This is a genomic window from Trichlorobacter sp. (assembly GCF_030247655.1).
In the GTDB taxonomy this organism is placed as follows: Bacteria; Desulfobacterota; Desulfuromonadia; order Geobacterales; family Pseudopelobacteraceae; genus Trichlorobacter.
Genome location: NZ_JAOTRZ010000005.1, coordinates 26,798 through 42,796, shown reverse-complemented (window position 1 = coordinate 42,796; position 15,999 = coordinate 26,798). Strand labels below are relative to the sequence as shown.

The window sequence follows — 15,999 nt, the reverse complement described above, 5'->3', positions numbered from 1 at the left end:
GTACTGCCAAACGATCATCAGCCTTCAGATTTGGACAGGGCTTGGGATGCAAACAACTGGGTCTCCGGCAGTTATAGCCAGCATCAGGCGCACCACAGCCAGTACCGTACATATTGGCGGTCGGGCCGCCCAGGTCGCTAATTGTGCCACGGAACCAGGGCTTTTTAACCAGGGTCTGCAGTTCTGCAGTCACCGACCCACTTGAACGGGATTGAATAAATTTGCCTTGATGCGAACTGATGGCACAAAAGGAGCAGCCCCCATAACAACCTCGATGGCTGGTCAGCGATGTCTTGATCTGCTCAAAGGCAGGAATCAACTCACGATAGGATGGATGCGGTTCACGACTGAATGGCAGGGCATAGACGGCATCTAGTTCTACGGTCGTCAGAGGTAATGCAGGCGAATTGCAGACCACAAAACGTTCAGCATGGGCCTGCACCAATGTCTTGCCACAATAGGGATTCTGTTCACGCTCAGACTGACGAAATGCCTCCAGGTAGGTCTCTTTTGAACCATTCACCTGCTCAAAGGAGGGAAGCTCAACACAACCGTCAGGCAGTTGTTTGGCAGCATAGACGGTCCCGCGCAGGTCTCTAATCTGTTCAAGCGGTTCCCCTGCTTGCATCCGCCTGGCCAGCTCAAGCAAGGACTGTTCTGCCATGCCGTACACCAGCAGGTCTGCCTTGGCATCCAGCAAAACCGAACGCCGCACCTTGTCATCCCAGTAATCGTAGTGAGCAAGACGACGTAATGAGGCCTCTATACCACCCAGCACCACCGGAACATCACGATACGCCTCCTTGAGACGCGATGTATAGATAAGTGCAGCACGGTTAGGACGTGCGCCGTACTTACCGCCAGGGGTGTAGGCATCATCATGACGCAGCTTCTTGCGGGGGGTATAATGGGCCACCATTGAGTCCATGGCACCTGCAGAGACACCAAAGAACAGACGGGGGCGCCCCAAAGCCATAAACGGCTCCTTGGATCGCCAATCAGGCTGAGCAATGATACCAACCCTGAACCCATAGGACTCCAGCCAGCGCCCCAAAAGGGGCACGCCAAAGGCTGGATGATCAATATAGGCATCACCACTCACCAAGATGATGTCCAGCTCGTGCCAGCCACGACCGCGGGCCTCATCCAACGTTATAGGTAGGTGGCGGCTCAAGGGAAGATCGCAAGCCCTTCCAGGCCGCTGGTTTCTGGAAAACCGAAAATCAGGTTCATGTTCTGGATCGCCTGCCCGGATGCTCCTTTAACCAGATTGTCAATGGCCGAGACCACCACAATACGATTGGCGCGGCTATCCAGGGTTATGCCGATATCACAGAAGTTGGAACCGCGCACAAAACCGGTGGAAGGAAACTGTCCCTTAGGTAGTGGCCGCACAAACGGCTCATTTTTATAGGTTTTAGCATAGAGCGCTACCAGATCTTCAGTCGTCACCGTTCGGGTGGGGGCGGCATAGATGGTGGAAAGTATCCCGCGATCCATCGGCACCAGGTGAGGTGTAAAGGTAATGGTTACCGGTTTGCCTGCCAGTTCAGACAGTTCCTGTTCGATCTCAGGGGTGTGACGATGGCCACCGCCAACACCGTAGGCCTTGAAGGAATCATTGACCTCACAGTAGAGTGAATCCACCTTGGCGCTGCGGCCGGCTCCACTGGTGCCGGATTTAGAATCGGCAATGATGGTGGCTATATCAATCAAACCGTTCTCCAGCAGCGGCTTCAGACCAAGGATCACGCTGGTGGGATAGCAGCCGGGGTTAGCCACCAACCGCGCCTTTCTAATGCTATCACGACGCAGTTCAGGCAGACCAAACACCGCTTCCGGCAGCAATTCGGGATTAAGATGAGGTTCATACCAGGCACCATAGACTGCTGGATCATGCAGACGATAGTCAGCCGAGAGATCAACCACCTTTTTGCCGGCTGCCAGAAAATCAGGCACCACCTTCATGGCGGCCTGGTGGGGCAGCGCGGTAAAGATCAGATCCGCCTTGGCCGTAATAGCTGCCGTATCCAATGGTTCCAAAATCAGGTCGCAACGGCCACGCAACGTGGGGAAAATCTCAGAAATCCGTTTACCGGCACTCTGCTCAGAGGTAACGCAACTGATCAGCACCTCAGGGTGACGATCAAGCAACCGAATCAATTCAAGTCCGGTATATCCACTGGCTCCGACAATGGCAACGTTCAGCATGGTACTATTCTCCCTGTTCAGACATATACGATGCCGCCACAACAGGCACCGGCTCAATCACATACAGTTCATAGAGGATAGCCAAAAGCAGCGGGCCAAAGATGGCACCCAGCACCCCAAAGGCTGCCAGACCACCAAAGGCACCGAGCATGATCGGTAGAATCGGCAGAGTTACCCTGCTACTCATAAAGATCGGCTTAACCACATTATCCGACATGCCGACTGCTAGAAATCCCCACAATATCAACACAATAGCCTTAACTGCAGACCCCTGCAGGTAGAGATACAGGGCAGCTGGCAGCCAGATAATGGCCGTACCCACCACCGGAATCAAACCACCAATGGCGGTTAAGACCGCCAGAAGTAACGGGGAAGGAACGTCAAACAGCAGGTAGGCAGCCCCAGCCAGGATACCCTGCACCAGACAGGTCAACAGCGTACCAAAGATAAAACCGGACAGCACATCCCGAACCACCCTGGACAGCGTTTCCTGCAGGCCGCTCTCCATAGGCAACATTCTGTACAACCAGGCAAGTGCCCGTTCACCATCAAGATAGACAAAAAACAGAATAAACAGCATAAAGATCATATCCATTAGAAAACTGAACGAGTTTGCCAGGATAGAGGTCAGAAAGCCAAGCAGTTTTGCCAATCCCTCCTTGGAGTTTGCCATGACACTGTCCGTCAGATTAAAGCTGCTGCTACCAGCTAACGTCTTCAATTTTGCCATATAGGGCGCCAGCTGTGGTTGCGCGGACCACTGCTGAAGCAGTTTGTCAGCACCACCGCTGGACAAAGAACCGCTTACAAACTGATAGACCTGTGCAACCTCCTGCGCAAGTACCGAGAGCAGGCTGATAACCGGCAGGACAAAGATCAGCATGACCGCCAGGGTCATCAATCCTGCTGCCCACCCTTCCCGCTGTTTCAAAAGCCCAAGCAGGCGGCGATAGGCTGGAAAGGTTATGATACCGATGACCAAGGCCCAGGCAATGGGAGATAAAAACGGCAACAGGATCTTGCCCAGCAGGTAGATACCAAGCAGGATAGCGACAAAGGCAGACAATGTCTTCAGCAGGGTACGGTCCATGATGACCTCTCAGGCAGATGCAATACAAAAGGGGGAAGATCCGTCTGGATCTCCCCCCGTGTAGCACACTTTGCAGTGTATAACCAGTATCCTGACTAGCGCTTGGAGAACTGGAAGCGGGCGCGAGCAGCCTTGCGACCGTACTTCTTCCGCTCCTTAACCCGTGAATCTCGGGTAATGAAACCGGCTTTCTTCAGCTCTGCACGTTGTTCAGGATCAGCCTCCAACAGCGCCTTGGTGATGCCATGCTTGATAGCACCGGCCTGACCGGAGTCACCGCCACCACAGACATTGACAAACACATCGAACTTGCCGACGTTCTCGGTCAGTTCCAAAGGCTGACGAACAACCATCTTGGAGGTTTCACGACCAAAGTACTCATCAAGCGTCTTGTTGTTAACAACGATACGACCTGCGCCGGGCTTGAGCCAAACGCGAGCTATCGAACTTTTTCTTTTGCCAGTGCCGTAGAAGCTGACTGCTGCCATATCTTTATCTCCTCAAAAATGAAACGTGTAATCGGTACGGTTACAGGGACAGCTGAGCTGGCTGCTGTGCCTCGTGGGGATGGCTGCTGCCACTGTACACTTTCAGCTTCTTCAGCATGTGACGTGCCAACTTGTTCTTGGGCAACATACCCTTGACAGCCTTGCGAAGCAGTTCTTCAGGCTTTTTAACCAGCAGCTCACCAGCGGTAGTGGATTTGATACCACCAGGAAAACCGGAGTGGCTGTAATAAACCTTGTCGGCGACTTTATTACCGGTCAGAGAGATCTTCTCGGCATTCAGCACCACAACAAAATCACCGGTGTCTACGCTGGGGGTGTAAATAGCTTTGTGCTTACCACGCAGAACGTTAGCAATCTGGGTAGCCAGGCGACCCAGCACAACATTTTCAGCATCAACCACAAACCACTGGTGATTAACGGTTTCTTTTTTAGCAACTTCTGTTCTCATTACGAACCTCACACACGGTCTCGACGAGCTTTAGAGCTGGGTCGTAGCGCCGCCTTAGTTTTACGAAGAGGTGTACCATACGTGACCACCCAAATAGTGTCAAGCAAAAAATATCTCCCACATCCCGAACGGAGTTGCCAGGAAAGGGGGTTCTATGCTACAGAGACAGAACTTTTACCGCCGTTTTTGCAAGGAATCAACCATGAGCATAAATCAGCATGAGATAGAGCATGTGGCAAAACTTGCCCGGCTTTCATTGCGGGATGATGAAAAACAACTTTTTACCGGACAGATGGAGGCTATTCTGGCCTATGTTGAGACCCTCAACGAGCTAAATACTGATGACATCAGTCCCACCTCCCATGCGGTACCGATGGAGAACGCCTTCCGTCCTGATTGCGTCACACTGTCCATTGGGCATGATCGCGCCCTGGCTAATGCCCCTGACAAAAACGAGACCTACTTCCGGGTGCCCCCGGTCATAGAATAAACGAGACTACTAGCTATGGAACTCTACGAACAGACCATCCATGACCTGCAGGGCCAGTTACAGGCACGCCAGGTCTCCTCGGTTGAGATCACCACCTCTTTTTTGAACAGGATTGCATCCACCGACCCATCCATCAATGCCTTTATCACCGTCACCAAAGAACAGGCCCTGGCCGATGCAGCAGCAGCAGACCAGCGGATTGCAACCGGCGACTGCGCCCCGCTGACCGGCATACCGGTGGCGCTGAAGGACATCTTCCTGACGGAAGGGGTACGCACCACCTGCGCCTCAAAGATGCTGGATACGTTCATCGCCCCCTATGATGCCACCGCCTGGGCCAGAATGAAGTCTCAGGGTGCCGTACTGCTGGGCAAACTGAACCAGGATGAATTTGCCATGGGCTCATCCTGTGAAAACAGTGCCTTTGGCCCGACCCGCAACCCTTGGAACAAAGAGCATATTCCGGGCGGCTCATCCGGCGGTTCTGCTGCAGCCATTGCTGCCCAGCAGGCTGTGGCCACCCTGGGCACCGACACCGGCGGCTCCATCCGTCAGCCAGCTTCCCACTGCGGCTGCGTGGGGCTTAAGCCCACCTATGGCCGAGTCTCCCGTTACGGCGTAATTGCCTATGCCTCCTCACTGGACCAGGTTGGCCCCATGACCCGCGATGTAACCGATGCGGCCCTGCTGCTGGAAGCCATTGCCGGACATGACCCCAAAGACTCCACCAGTGTGGACTGTCCGGTGCCTGACTACAGGGCAGCACTGAAACAGGGAGTTAAAGGGCTTAAGATCGGCCTGCCCAAAGAATACTTTATAGACGGACTTGATCCAGATGTCCAAAAGGCCATGGATCAAGCCATTGCGGTCTATCGTCAGCTTGGGGCAGAGTTTGTTGAGGTCTCGCTGCCCCACACCAATTACGCAGTGGCCACCTACTACCTGATCGCCACTGCCGAAGCCAGCTCCAACCTGGCCCGCTATGAAGGGGTCCGTTTTGGCCACCGTGCCAAGGAAAGCTCCGGGCTGATTGATCTGATGATGCAGTCCCGTTCAGAAGGGTTCGGGGCTGAAGTCAAGCGCAGAATCATGCTGGGCACCTACGCCCTCTCCTCCGGCTACTACGATGCCTACTATATCAAGGCCCAGAAGGTACGCACCTTGATTCAGCGGGATTTTATTGACGCATTCAAGTCGGTTGATCTGCTGCTGACCCCGGTGGCCCCCACCCCGGCCTTCAAAATCGGCGAAAAGACCGCCGACCCGTTGCAGATGTACCTGTCCGATATCTTCACCATCCCGGTCAACCTGGCCGGTATCTGCGGCATCTCAGTTCCGGCCGGCGAAAGCTACAACGGCCTGCCGATCGGCCTGCAACTGCTGGGACGCCCCTTTGGCGAAGAAACCATCCTGAGAGCGGCTTTTGATTTTGAACAAGCCACCGACTGGCATACCAAGAAGGCAACACTATGAAATTCCAACCGGTTATCGGACTTGAGGTCCACGTACAACTAAAGACAGACAGCAAGATATTCTGCGGCTGCTCCACCCGCTTCGGGGCGGAACCCAACCTGAACACCTGTCCGGTCTGCCTGGCCCTGCCCGGCGCCCTGCCGGTGCTGAACCAAAAGGTGGTGGAGTTTGCCATCATGGCCGGCCTGGCCACCAACTGCAGCATCAGCCCCACCAACATCTTTGCCCGTAAGAACTACTTCTATCCTGACCTGCCCAAGGGATATCAGATCAGCCAGTTTGACCTGCCGATCTGCCTGACCGGTCACCTGGATATTGCAGTGGGTGATCAGACCAAGCGGATCGGTATCACCCGTATTCATATGGAAGAGGATGCAGGCAAGCTGGTGCATGGCCAGGATGGCGGTTCCGGTGTAGACCTGAACCGGGCTGGCACACCACTTTTGGAGGTAGTTTCTGAGCCGGATATGCGCACTGCCGATGAGGCGGTGGCCTACCTGAAAAAGCTGTACCAGATCGTGACCTACCTGGGAATCTGCGATGGCAACATGGAGGAAGGCTCCTTCCGCTGTGATGCCAACATCTCGGTTATGCCGGTCGGTTCCGACACCTTCGGCACCCGGGCCGAGATCAAAAACGTCAACTCCTTCAAGTTTGTCAAGGCAGCTATTGAATATGAAATCGCCCGCCAGTGTGAACTGATCGAAGATGGCGGCACGGTTGTACAGGAAACCCGTCTGTTTGATCCCAACAAAGGGGTCACCCGTTCCATGCGGGGCAAGGAAGAGGCCCACGACTACCGTTACTTCCCGGACCCGGACCTGGTGCCGGTGGTAATTTCCGATGACTGGATAAACCGGGTAAAGAGCGATCTGCCTGAACTTCCGGAGACCAAATTCAACCGTTTTCTGACTGAATACAGCCTGCCGGAGTATGACGCCGATGTGCTGACCTCATCACGCCCGCTGGCCGATTATTTTGAACAATGCGCCCAGGCTTGTAACAATGCCAAATCAGCTGCCAACTGGATCATGGGTGAGCTGACCCGCGCCCTGAATGACAACGGAATTGCCGTTGAGGAGAGTCCGGTCTCCCCTGCCCAACTGGCTGGCCTGATCAAGTTGATTGATGGCGGCACTATTTCTGGTACTATTGCCAAGAAGGTGTTTGAAGAGATCTGGAAAAACGGCGGCGAAGCAGCAGCCATTGTTGAGCAGCAAGGCCTGGCCCAGGTCTCTGACACCGGCGCCATTGAGGCCGCCATAGACCAGATCATGGCCGCCAACATGGGACAGGTGGAAGAGTATCGGGGCGGCAAAGACAAGGTCTTTGGCTTTTTTGTCGGCCAGGTCATGAAGGCAATGAAGGGCAAGGCCAATCCGGCGGTGGTCAACGACCTTCTGAAACAAAAACTGGCAGGATAGTCCCTCTGGAGAACACCATGCCTCAAACCGTCATGATTGTCGATGATGCCCTGTTCATCCGCACGGTCCTACGCAACATGCTGGAAGACTGCGGGTATCACACAATAGCTGAGGCTGGCAGTGCCCTTGAGGCCCAACGATTCCTGCACACCACCACGCCTGATCTGATCTTTCTGGATATCATCCTGCCTGATGCCAATGGCATCGAAATACTGGATGATATCCGCTGCAGCCTACCGGCAACAAAAGTCATCATCTGTTCCTCTATCTCCCAGGAACAGACCATCCAAAAGGCGCTGCAGCACGGTGCTGCAGCCTATCTGCAGAAACCGTTTACCCAGGAAACCGTTGCTGCCGTACTCAGGCAGATGGAAGCCAGCTAGCCATGGATATCTCCCGCTACCGGGACCTGTTTGTCAGCGAATCCCGGGAACATCTAACTATTCTCGGCACATTAAGCATGCGCTGTGAAGATGGAATTGCCGACTCCGACAGCATCAACGAGATGTTCCGCCATGCCCACTCCCTGAAGGGGATGGCCGCCACCATGCAGCTTGACCCGATCACCACCCTTTCCCATGCCCTGGAAGACCTGCTGGCACAGATCCGCGATGGCCATTTCAATCCAACCCGTAACACGGTTGACCTGATGCTGGCAGCCATTGACACTCTGGAGCAGTTGGTGGCGCTGGTGTCACAGGGAGCGGAACTGCCGGACAGTGACGATCTGGCCAGCCGAATCCGTAACCATGCAGCATCGGTAGAAGAGGCAGCACTGACAGCTCTCAACCCAGCTGCCAGCCAAACCAAACCGGCAGCAGAACCAACAGAGTCTCTTTTCCGTGCCAGCGATGAGAACACCACCACCCGGGTCCGCACCGCGTTGCTTGACCGTCTGGTCACTATTTCCGGTGAGCTGCTGACGGTACGTCACACCCTGGAAGACTGGACCAGCCGCAATCAGGCTGATGAACTTCAACCGCCGCTAAAAGAGCTTTCAACCCTGCTCAGACAACTCCAGAACGAGGTATTCCAGGCCCGGATGCTGCCGTTTGGATCAATTGCCGAGCGCTATCCCCGCATGGTACGGGATCTGGCCCGCAAGAGCGGCAAAGAGCTTACCTTTCAGATCTACGGGGATACGATTGAGCTGGACCGGGGAGTACTGGAACAGGTCATTGAACCGCTGGTACATCTACTGCGTAATGCCGTTGACCACGGGCTTGAGACACCGGCAGAGAGGGTGGCCTGCGGTAAACCACCGGTCGGCAGTCTGTCCCTAAGCGTCAGCCGCCTGGCTGATCAGGTACTGCTGGCAGTTCGGGATGATGGGCGTGGCATGGACCCGGCACGAATCCGCGCCAAGGCGATTAGTCAGGGGTTCTTGAATGAACAACAGGCTGCCGACCTGACAGTACAGGAAATTCTGTCGCTGATCTGCAGCCCCGGTTTTTCAACAGCCACAACCGTAACCGACATTTCAGGCCGGGGCGTAGGGATGGATGTGGTCCAAAATGCGATCCAGACCATTGGCGGCACCCTGACCATAGACTCCACTCCGGGGCATGGCTCCATCTTCACCCTGCGGCTGCCGATCAGTGTCGCCATTATTCACGCCCTGATGGTGACCTGTGGTGGGCTCCAGCTGGCAGTGCCGGTCAGCGCCATTACCAGCACCTGCGAGGTACAGCGCAACGAGATTATCCAGAGAGGACGCGAGCTGTACCTGCTGCGGGACGGCGCAGAGATACCAATTCGCAACCTGCCCCGTTTTTTCCGCCAGCGTGAAACCTTGTCAGGCAACGCGATACTGCCGATATTACTGGCTGAATCAAACAAGCAACCGATTGGACTACTGGTGGATCGCTTGCTGGGGCAGCAGGAAATCTTTACCCGCCCCCTGCGCCACCCCCTGACAGACCTGCGCGGCATTTCCGGCTCCTGTCTGCTGGGCAACGGCCAGATCGTCTTTATTATTGACCCAACTGCCTGCGTCGGCAGACTTTGTACGGAGAACTAAACCATGAAACAGCTTATCAGCGCCTGTATCCTTGCAGCTCTACTCTGTTGCAGCCCCAACCCAGCCCTGGCTGCCGAAGCCACCCTGCAACAGGTCATTGCCACCCTTGAACAAGGTTATGCCTCATTGCAGGACCTGCAGGCCAGCTTTAGCCAGTCCACCACCCTGGCCGGTTTTCCCAAGCCCCAGAAAGGACATGGCGAACTGGCCCTGCGACGTCCGGCACAGGGCACAGCCCAGTTCCGTTTTGACTATGTTGTGCCGAAGCAGAGCATCATATCCAACGGCAAACAGGTCTGGTTCTATCAGCCGGAAATCAAACAGGTACTGGTATCTTCTTTAGAAGGAATGATGAAGGGGGGCAACAGCATCGGCATGGCCTACCTGACCGGACTGGGCAATGTCTCAAAGGACTTCAATGCCGCCTTTGCCAAACCGAACCGAGACAAGCAGGGCAACTACCTGCTTGATCTGACCCCGCGCAAGGCGACCCCGATCCTGTCCCACCTGCGCCTCACCATCCACGAAGAGGCGGTCAATGCCATGTTGGCTGATGGCAAGGCCAAAGAACCGTTCCCGGTGGTCACCTCAACCGTGGTTGATGGCAGCGGCACAGAAACCCGGATCAGCTACAGCCGGATACGGACCAACAATGGCCTTTCCGCCGCAAAATTCAGCTTTAAAGTGCCGCAAGGCGTCGAAATAATCAAACCGTAGGAGGAAGTTCATGCCGTCATTTGACATTGTATCAAAGGTAGATATGCAGGAAGTAGACAACGCTGTTAACCAGGCCATCAAGGAGATCGGCCAGCGCTACGACTTCAAAGGTTCCAAGAGCGAGATCACTCAGGAAAAGGATAGCGTCAAGGTTCTCTCTGAAGATGACTACAAGTTGAAGGCCGTAATTGATGTATTACAATCCAAGTTTCTGAAGCGGAATATCTCCATCAAGGCACTCCAGTACGGCAAGATTGAACCGGCCTCAGGTGGCATGGTACGCCAGATCATCTCGGTTCAGCAGGGGATCTCAAAGGAAAAGGGCAAAGAAATCATCGCCGTGATCAAGGAGAGCAAACTTAAGGTCCAGGCCCAGATTCAGGATGATCAGGTACGGGTCACCGGTAAAAACCGTGATGACCTGCAGGACGCCATTCAGCTGCTGAAAGGCAAAGACCTTGATGTCGAGATGCAGTTTACGAACTTCCGCGAGTAGAGGGGAATATACGTGAGTGAGTCCAAGAAGCAAAAAGTAAGTATGGTCAGCCTGGGTTGCCCAAAAAACCTGGTAGATGCAGAGGTAATGCTGGGTGTCCTGTCCCGGCAGGGCTACGAGATCACCATGGACGAGAAAGAGGCTGACATCATCATTGTCAACACCTGCTCCTTCATCAAAGAGGCGCGGGAAGAGAGCGTTGACACCATCCTGGATCTGGCTGACCGCAAGAATGACGGCAACTGCAAGACCCTGATTGTGGCAGGCTGCCTGCCACAACGTTATCAGGAAGAGCTGGCCAAGGAACTGAATGAGGTGGATATCTTCATCGGCACCGGTGACTACCCACGTGTGGCTGAGATTCTGGCCGAGCATACCGCGCAAACAGGGCAGATCTGCTATGTGGGCGACCCTAACTACATCTATGATGAAAATCTCCCACGGTTGAATTCATCACCGGGCTGGTACGCCTATCTCAAGATTGGTGAAGGCTGCTCCAACTGCTGCACCTACTGTGTAATTCCCACCCTGCGTGGTCCGTACCGCTCCCGCCCGATGGATGCCCTGGTGGCTGAGGCCGAACGGCTGGTACAAGGTGGGGTGCGGGAACTGATCCTGGTTTCCCAGGACATCACCCGCTACGGCACGGATATGGATGACAACAGCACCCTTGCTGCTCTAATCCGGCGTCTGGCAGATATTCCTGACTTGAAATGGATCAGACTGTTGTATGCCTACCCGGACGGCATTACCGATGAGCTGATTGAACTGCTGAAGACCGAGCCCAAGCTGTGCAAATATCTGGATATTCCGATCCAGCATATCAGCGATAACGTCCTGAGGCAGATGAAGCGTCGCAGCAGCGAACAACAGGTCCGCGATCTGATTGAGCGCCTGCGGAGTGAAGTACCGGGCATCACCCTGCGCACCTCCCTGATTGTCGGCTTCCCCGGCGAGACGGTGGATGACTTCCTGAACCTGCTGCAGTTTGTGGAAAAGGCCCAGTTTGATCGGCTGGGGGTCTTCTGCTACTCAAAAGAAGATGGTACCCCGGCAGCTGAGATGCCTGACCAGGTCTCAGAGCGAGTCAAGCGGGAACGTCACCGCAAGCTGATGAAGGCACAGGCACGGGTTTCCTTCCGACGTAACCGGGCCATGGTGGGCAAGGTTGAGCAGGTGATTGTGGAAGGTTACAGTGAAGAAACCGAACTGCTGCTGAAGGGGCGCACCAGCCGTCAGGCACCGGACATTGATGGTCAGGTCTACATCACCTCCGGCCATGCCGAAATTGGCGACATTGTAGCCTGCAAAATCACCGACTCATCGGATTATGATCTGGTGGCAGAGATGGTGGAGGAGTAGATTAGCTTAACGTCCGCATCAAAATATTTTTGACAAGAAAGCCCTCGCTACATATGTCGCAAGGGCTTTCTTGCTTTTCAGCATATTCCCCGGAAGGAGTGAAATCGATCTACAGGTATTGCAAATACTTTACTACTGACACTTAATCTTCAGCTTTGCCAATAAATCTATAGACAACTGCACCAATAAGAGCGCCGACAATCGGAGCAACCCAGAAGAGCCATAATTGAGCAAGTGCCCAGTCGCCGGCAAACAATGCAACTGCTGTGCTACGTGCCGGATTCACCGATGTATTGGTAACCGGGATGCTGATTAAGTGAATCAACGTAAGCCCCAAACCAATAGCCAGAGGAGCGAAGCCTTGAGGTGCGCGCTTATCCGTTGCACCGAGAATTATGAGTAAGAACATCATGGTCATAACAACTTCACAGACCAGAGCCGCCAACAACGAATAACCGCCAGGCGAATGTATGCCATAGCCGTTTGAAGCGAAGCCTGCACTTAAATTGAAATCTGCCTTGCCACTGGCAATAATGTAGAGCACACCACCTGCGGCAATTCCTCCCAAAACTTGGGATACGATATACGGCACAAGTTTATTTGCCGAAAACCGGTCACCAGCCCAGAGCCCAATGGATACTGCCGGATTAAGGTGACAACCGGAGATGTGGCCGATTGCATAGGCCATTGTTAACACCGTCAGCCCGAAGGCCAGGGAAACCCCGAGCAAACCGATGCCCACCCCAGGAAAGGCTGCAGCCAGCACGGCACTGCCGCATCCACCGAGGACCAGCCAAAATGTTCCTAAAAATTCAGCGCCATACTGTTTCATGATATTTTTCCTCTTTGCTGCCACCCACGGCTAACAACAATCTGTATACCGGCAAGCGTTCAACCAACGCTATTCGCAGCTGAAGTTTGCTTCGATCCGTCTGTTTTTTGCTTTTCCTGCTGCGGTTTTGTTATCTGCAATCGGCTTGGTGGGGCCAAAGCCTTGTGCAGTTATCCGGCTGGCATCAATACCTGATTTTTTGATAATGTAGCTGCGAACGCTATCAGCCCGGCGCTGGGAGAGCTTCATATTGGCCTTTTTGTTGCCAACACTGTCGGTATGCCCTTCAATACTGCCTTTGGCGCCCGGGTTATCTTTCAGAAAGGTACCCAGTTTAGCCAGCTCATCCTGATAGGCCGGTTTGATAGCGGTCTTGTTGGTGTCAAATTTGATATTCAGCACGGTGGGGCTGCAAAGCTGGGCAGCAGACGCCTTGGCAGCCGATTGTTCCACCACGGGAGCAGGCGGCGCAGGTTGCACAACCGGTACCGGTTTGACTGCAACGGCGGTTTTACTGGTTGCCTCACCGCCTTCACCCTTGCAGGTCAGGGTATATTCCGCATCCGCTGTTGGCGAAACAGTAGTAAAACCTGACAGAGAAACAGAACCGATAGCCGGTTGAATGGAGCAGTTCTTTGCATTGCTTGAACTCCACTGCAGGGTGGACTGTTCACCGCTGGTGATATTTTGCGGTGTCGCATGCAGGAAGGCTTTGGGTGCCGACGGTTTGGGAGCTTCCACCTTGATTGGTTCCGGAGCAGGAGCCACCTCGATCGGCTTGACTGCCGGAGCAGCGCCTCCAAACGGAATATAGGCACCCACGGTGTACTCAACGTTATGGGTCACTGTTTCGCTCAGGTTGTACATAATGTGCCGCACATCGGCCCGCAGAGCAAAACGGTCGGTAAGGAAATATTTTGCACCAACACCGTAATCGGCTGCACCGTAGGTGTTTTTTGAGGTGGCATTGGCACCATCAAACTTCAGCCCGGCAAATCCGGCTGCAATATACGGGACAAAGGTGTTATCCGGCATAAAGTGGTACAGCAACTCACCGCCGTAGCGATACATGCTGATATCCTTTTTGCCACCGGTCAGTTCAGGGTTAACGTAATCAAACAGCCCTTCAACCCCAAGGTTTTTGGTAAGCATATACCCGGCCCGACCGCCAAAAACCAGGTTGGTATCCAGGTGTTGCTGTCCTTCGTAGGAGTAGCCGCCAAGCACCGGCGAAATCGAAAACTCTCCCTGCCTAATTCCGGCAGAAGCACTGGACGCCACCAGCAACAGCCCCAACGGTACTAGATGTTTCATCATTTTGTGCATGATTTCATACTCCTCTTGATTTTAGATGGCAAGCAGCTCTCGCGTAGCCATACAGTCGATAGCGACCATACCGGGTACTATCAACCAGCGTAAGGCCAAACAACAACCCATCAAATCGAAGATTTTCTGACCATATCTGACAACGGGGGGAATGCGCCGACAAGAAAAAGACCTTAACAAAGCGGTCGGATCACATTTTTTGTGGCTTGAAGCCGGGGCAGGGAATTACACGGAGCGCAGGGTAGCGGAAAAACAGTAACCAACGGCATGCACCGTCTTAATCGGAACGACACAGGCGGTGGCCGACATAATCTTGACCCGCAAGCGCCTGACCAGCGAATCCAGGGAGCGGCTGGTATATTCATCATAACGCTGATAAAGCTTCAATAAGAGCGTTTCACGGGCAATGGTCTTGCCCACACCTGACGACAGCAGCTCAATGAAGTGCAGTTCCTTGCCGGTTAGTTGAATCTGTGCGCCATCCGGCGCAATCAGGCTCCAGGAGCTTTGGGCAAGTTCCCAGTGTTCTGTTGGGGGGGATAGGCTATGCGAAACCGGAGCGCAGAAAAGGGAGCGACTGATGTGACGCTGTGCCTGACTGGTAATGGCTGCGGCCAGTTCACGACAATCAACCGGCTTGACCAGGTAAAGATCTGCTCCGGCGTCATAGCCCTTAACCCGATCATCAAGCGCATCACGGGCCGTCATGATGATCACCTTCATATCGGTGTTGGCCCGCACATATTCAACCAGTACAAAGCCGGATTGGTCAGGCAGGCCGATGTCAACCACCACGACACTCCAGCCACCTTGCGCTACGGCCTGGTAAAATTCAGCGGCACTCTTGACCGCCGTGACGTCAAATCCGGCAATACTGAGGTATTCAACGATACTCTCACGCAGATCCTGATCGTCTTCTACAATGAGAATTTTGAATCCTGCATCCATGCCTGTAGATCTCCTCCAGTAGTCACCGGCAACCTGTGTTACCGGGGCAAACTAGCACACTTGTGGACCCAAAAAAAAGAGCTTATCCAGCCATATATCCAATTAACTCACTGGTTAATGACTTGGGATAAAGCAACCGGGACGGTATTTTTTCACCACCAAAAAAATCAACCCGCCAGGCCTGTTGCCGTACCCACGACATTAACAGCTCCCAACCCTGCCAACTCATAAAATCAACATCTTTGATATGGGTTATACCTTCAAGAAATCTTTGTTGTTCAAATAGTGTCATCTACCAGTCTCCCTGTCGTATACGGTTGCCGAAGTCAAGTATATCGGTATAGCGGGCCTGTACGCAGACTTCATGTGAAAAGGTACAGACCAGACATACGCCACGGCATCCAAACAGGACTATTTCCAAACCGACAACAGACAGATATTTCAGTGGAACACCGAACAATTCTACCACTGCAGGTAAAGATAGCCCCAGCAGCATTTCTGGTCGCGGCTGTTTTTTATCATCTATGCTTTCATCGACCGGTTTGGTCATGGCACACCTGCCTGATGTCTGTTTTCAGACGGACCTTCATGTTTGATGTTACGATAACAGACGCTCGGACGAGCCTCAAGCCATCAGAAACCATCAATTCCAA

General features: G+C 53.8%; 18 protein-coding genes. 8 read left to right on the top strand and 10 right to left on the bottom strand.

Translation table 11 applies throughout. From position 1 onward, the window contains the following. The 5 genes from OEL57_RS00980 to rplM form a co-directional block, all read right to left on the bottom strand. Nucleotides 1–1,174: YgiQ family radical SAM protein (locus OEL57_RS00980; protein ID WP_300735888.1), on the bottom strand; the 1,174-nt coding region annotated here is incomplete at its 3' end. Then, nucleotides 1,171–2,211: an N-acetyl-gamma-glutamyl-phosphate reductase gene (argC, locus tag OEL57_RS00975; RefSeq protein ID WP_300735886.1), complete on the bottom strand. Its 1,041-nt coding sequence runs from the start codon at nt 2,209–2,211 to the stop codon at nt 1,171–1,173. The genes argC and OEL57_RS00980, both read right to left, overlap by 4 nt. Nucleotides 2,212–2,215: 4 nt before the next feature. Continuing rightward, entirely contained in the window at nt 2,216–3,301 is a 1,086-nt protein-coding gene (locus OEL57_RS00970) for an AI-2E family transporter (RefSeq protein WP_300735884.1), read from the bottom strand. Between the two features lie 95 nt (nt 3,302–3,396). Continuing rightward, on the bottom strand, nt 3,397–3,789 hold the full coding sequence (gene rpsI, locus OEL57_RS00965) for a 30S ribosomal protein S9 (RefSeq protein ID WP_078789373.1): 393 nt from the start codon (nt 3,787–3,789) through the stop codon (nt 3,397–3,399). 40 nt (nt 3,790–3,829) lie between these two features. After that, the gene (rplM, locus tag OEL57_RS00960; protein ID WP_300735879.1) at nt 3,830–4,258 is read right to left on the bottom strand and encodes a 50S ribosomal protein L13; all 429 of its coding nucleotides are present in this window, start codon (nt 4,256–4,258) and stop codon (nt 3,830–3,832) included. Between the two features lie 202 nt (nt 4,259–4,460). Here rplM and gatC point away from each other — a divergent pair, with 202 nt between their 5' ends. From gatC to rimO, 8 genes are read left to right on the top strand one after another with little or no spacing between them, the layout of a single operon-like run. Then, on the top strand, nt 4,461–4,748 hold the full coding sequence (gatC, locus tag OEL57_RS00955) for an Asp-tRNA(Asn)/Glu-tRNA(Gln) amidotransferase subunit GatC (RefSeq protein ID WP_300735877.1): 288 nt from the start codon (nt 4,461–4,463) through the stop codon (nt 4,746–4,748). Nucleotides 4,749–4,763: 15 nt separating this feature from the next. After that, the gene (gatA, locus tag OEL57_RS00950) at nt 4,764–6,221 is read left to right on the top strand and encodes an Asp-tRNA(Asn)/Glu-tRNA(Gln) amidotransferase subunit GatA (RefSeq protein ID WP_300735875.1); all 1,458 of its coding nucleotides are present in this window, start codon (nt 4,764–4,766) and stop codon (nt 6,219–6,221) included. Continuing rightward, nucleotides 6,218–7,645 carry an Asp-tRNA(Asn)/Glu-tRNA(Gln) amidotransferase subunit GatB gene (gene gatB / locus OEL57_RS00945; protein ID WP_300735872.1) on the top strand — a complete coding sequence of 476 codons (1,428 nt, stop codon included), beginning with the start codon at nt 6,218–6,220 and terminating at the stop codon, nt 7,643–7,645. Before gatA ends, gatB begins: the two co-directional genes overlap by 4 nt. A gap of 17 nt (nt 7,646–7,662) precedes the next feature. Continuing rightward, nucleotides 7,663–8,028, top strand: a complete 366-nt coding sequence (locus tag OEL57_RS00940) for a response regulator (protein WP_300735870.1) — start codon at nt 7,663–7,665, stop codon at nt 8,026–8,028. A 2-nt stretch (nt 8,029–8,030) separates the two neighbouring features. Further along, nucleotides 8,031–9,665, top strand: a complete 1,635-nt coding sequence (locus OEL57_RS00935) for a chemotaxis protein CheA (protein WP_300735868.1) — start codon at nt 8,031–8,033, stop codon at nt 9,663–9,665. A gap of 3 nt (nt 9,666–9,668) precedes the next feature. Beyond that, the gene (locus OEL57_RS00930; protein ID WP_300735866.1) at nt 9,669–10,382 is read left to right on the top strand and encodes a LolA family protein; all 714 of its coding nucleotides are present in this window, start codon (nt 9,669–9,671) and stop codon (nt 10,380–10,382) included. A gap of 10 nt (nt 10,383–10,392) precedes the next feature. Next, nucleotides 10,393–10,878, top strand: a complete 486-nt coding sequence (locus OEL57_RS00925) for a YajQ family cyclic di-GMP-binding protein (protein WP_300735864.1) — start codon at nt 10,393–10,395, stop codon at nt 10,876–10,878. A 42-nt stretch (nt 10,879–10,920) separates the two neighbouring features. Beyond that, the gene (gene rimO / locus OEL57_RS00920; protein ID WP_300735890.1) at nt 10,921–12,240 is read left to right on the top strand and encodes a 30S ribosomal protein S12 methylthiotransferase RimO; all 1,320 of its coding nucleotides are present in this window, start codon (nt 10,921–10,923) and stop codon (nt 12,238–12,240) included. Between the two features lie 142 nt (nt 12,241–12,382). On the opposite strand, the gene aqpZ is transcribed toward rimO, so the two are convergent. From aqpZ to OEL57_RS00895, 5 genes are all read right to left on the bottom strand, one after another. Beyond that, nucleotides 12,383–13,096: an aquaporin Z gene (gene aqpZ, locus OEL57_RS00915; protein ID WP_300735862.1), complete on the bottom strand. Its 714-nt coding sequence runs from the start codon at nt 13,094–13,096 to the stop codon at nt 12,383–12,385. 45 nt (nt 13,097–13,141) lie between these two features. Continuing rightward, nucleotides 13,142–14,398, bottom strand: a complete 1,257-nt coding sequence (locus OEL57_RS00910) for an OmpA family protein (protein WP_300735860.1) — start codon at nt 14,396–14,398, stop codon at nt 13,142–13,144. 225 nt (nt 14,399–14,623) lie between these two features. Next, on the bottom strand, nt 14,624–15,346 hold the full coding sequence (locus OEL57_RS00905) for a response regulator transcription factor (protein ID WP_300735858.1): 723 nt from the start codon (nt 15,344–15,346) through the stop codon (nt 14,624–14,626). 82 nt (nt 15,347–15,428) lie between these two features. Further along, nucleotides 15,429–15,638, bottom strand: coding sequence for a hypothetical protein (locus OEL57_RS00900; RefSeq protein WP_300735856.1), 210 nt, complete (start codon nt 15,636–15,638; stop codon nt 15,429–15,431). Then, nucleotides 15,639–15,896: a hypothetical protein gene (locus tag OEL57_RS00895; protein WP_300735854.1), complete on the bottom strand. Its 258-nt coding sequence runs from the start codon at nt 15,894–15,896 to the stop codon at nt 15,639–15,641. Between the last annotated feature and the right edge of the window lie 103 nt (nt 15,897–15,999).

What these genes read in the sequence shown, in the direction of transcription:
- argC (WP_300735886.1), bottom strand. Translation starts at nt 2,211, where the DNA reads ATGCTGAACGTTGCCATTGTCGGAGCCAGTGGATATACCGGACTTGAA.
- OEL57_RS00970 (WP_300735884.1), bottom strand. Translation starts at nt 3,301, where the DNA reads ATGGACCGTACCCTGCTGAAGACATTGTCTGCCTTTGTCGCTATCCTG.
- rpsI (WP_078789373.1), bottom strand. Translation starts at nt 3,789, where the DNA reads ATGGCAGCAGTCAGCTTCTACGGCACTGGCAAAAGAAAAAGTTCGATA.
- rplM (WP_300735879.1), bottom strand. Translation starts at nt 4,258, where the DNA reads ATGAGAACAGAAGTTGCTAAAAAAGAAACCGTTAATCACCAGTGGTTT.
- gatC (WP_300735877.1), top strand. Translation starts at nt 4,461, where the DNA reads ATGAGCATAAATCAGCATGAGATAGAGCATGTGGCAAAACTTGCCCGG.
- gatA (WP_300735875.1), top strand. Translation starts at nt 4,764, where the DNA reads ATGGAACTCTACGAACAGACCATCCATGACCTGCAGGGCCAGTTACAG.
- gatB (WP_300735872.1), top strand. Translation starts at nt 6,218, where the DNA reads ATGAAATTCCAACCGGTTATCGGACTTGAGGTCCACGTACAACTAAAG.
- OEL57_RS00940 (WP_300735870.1), top strand. Translation starts at nt 7,663, where the DNA reads ATGCCTCAAACCGTCATGATTGTCGATGATGCCCTGTTCATCCGCACG.
- OEL57_RS00935 (WP_300735868.1), top strand. Translation starts at nt 8,031, where the DNA reads ATGGATATCTCCCGCTACCGGGACCTGTTTGTCAGCGAATCCCGGGAA.
- OEL57_RS00930 (WP_300735866.1), top strand. Translation starts at nt 9,669, where the DNA reads ATGAAACAGCTTATCAGCGCCTGTATCCTTGCAGCTCTACTCTGTTGC.
- OEL57_RS00925 (WP_300735864.1), top strand. Translation starts at nt 10,393, where the DNA reads ATGCCGTCATTTGACATTGTATCAAAGGTAGATATGCAGGAAGTAGAC.
- rimO (WP_300735890.1), top strand. Translation starts at nt 10,921, where the DNA reads ATGGTCAGCCTGGGTTGCCCAAAAAACCTGGTAGATGCAGAGGTAATG.
- OEL57_RS00910 (WP_300735860.1), bottom strand. Translation starts at nt 14,398, where the DNA reads ATGCACAAAATGATGAAACATCTAGTACCGTTGGGGCTGTTGCTGGTG.
- OEL57_RS00905 (WP_300735858.1), bottom strand. Translation starts at nt 15,346, where the DNA reads ATGGATGCAGGATTCAAAATTCTCATTGTAGAAGACGATCAGGATCTG.
- OEL57_RS00900 (WP_300735856.1), bottom strand. Translation starts at nt 15,638, where the DNA reads ATGACACTATTTGAACAACAAAGATTTCTTGAAGGTATAACCCATATC.
- OEL57_RS00895 (WP_300735854.1), bottom strand. Translation starts at nt 15,896, where the DNA reads ATGACCAAACCGGTCGATGAAAGCATAGATGATAAAAAACAGCCGCGA.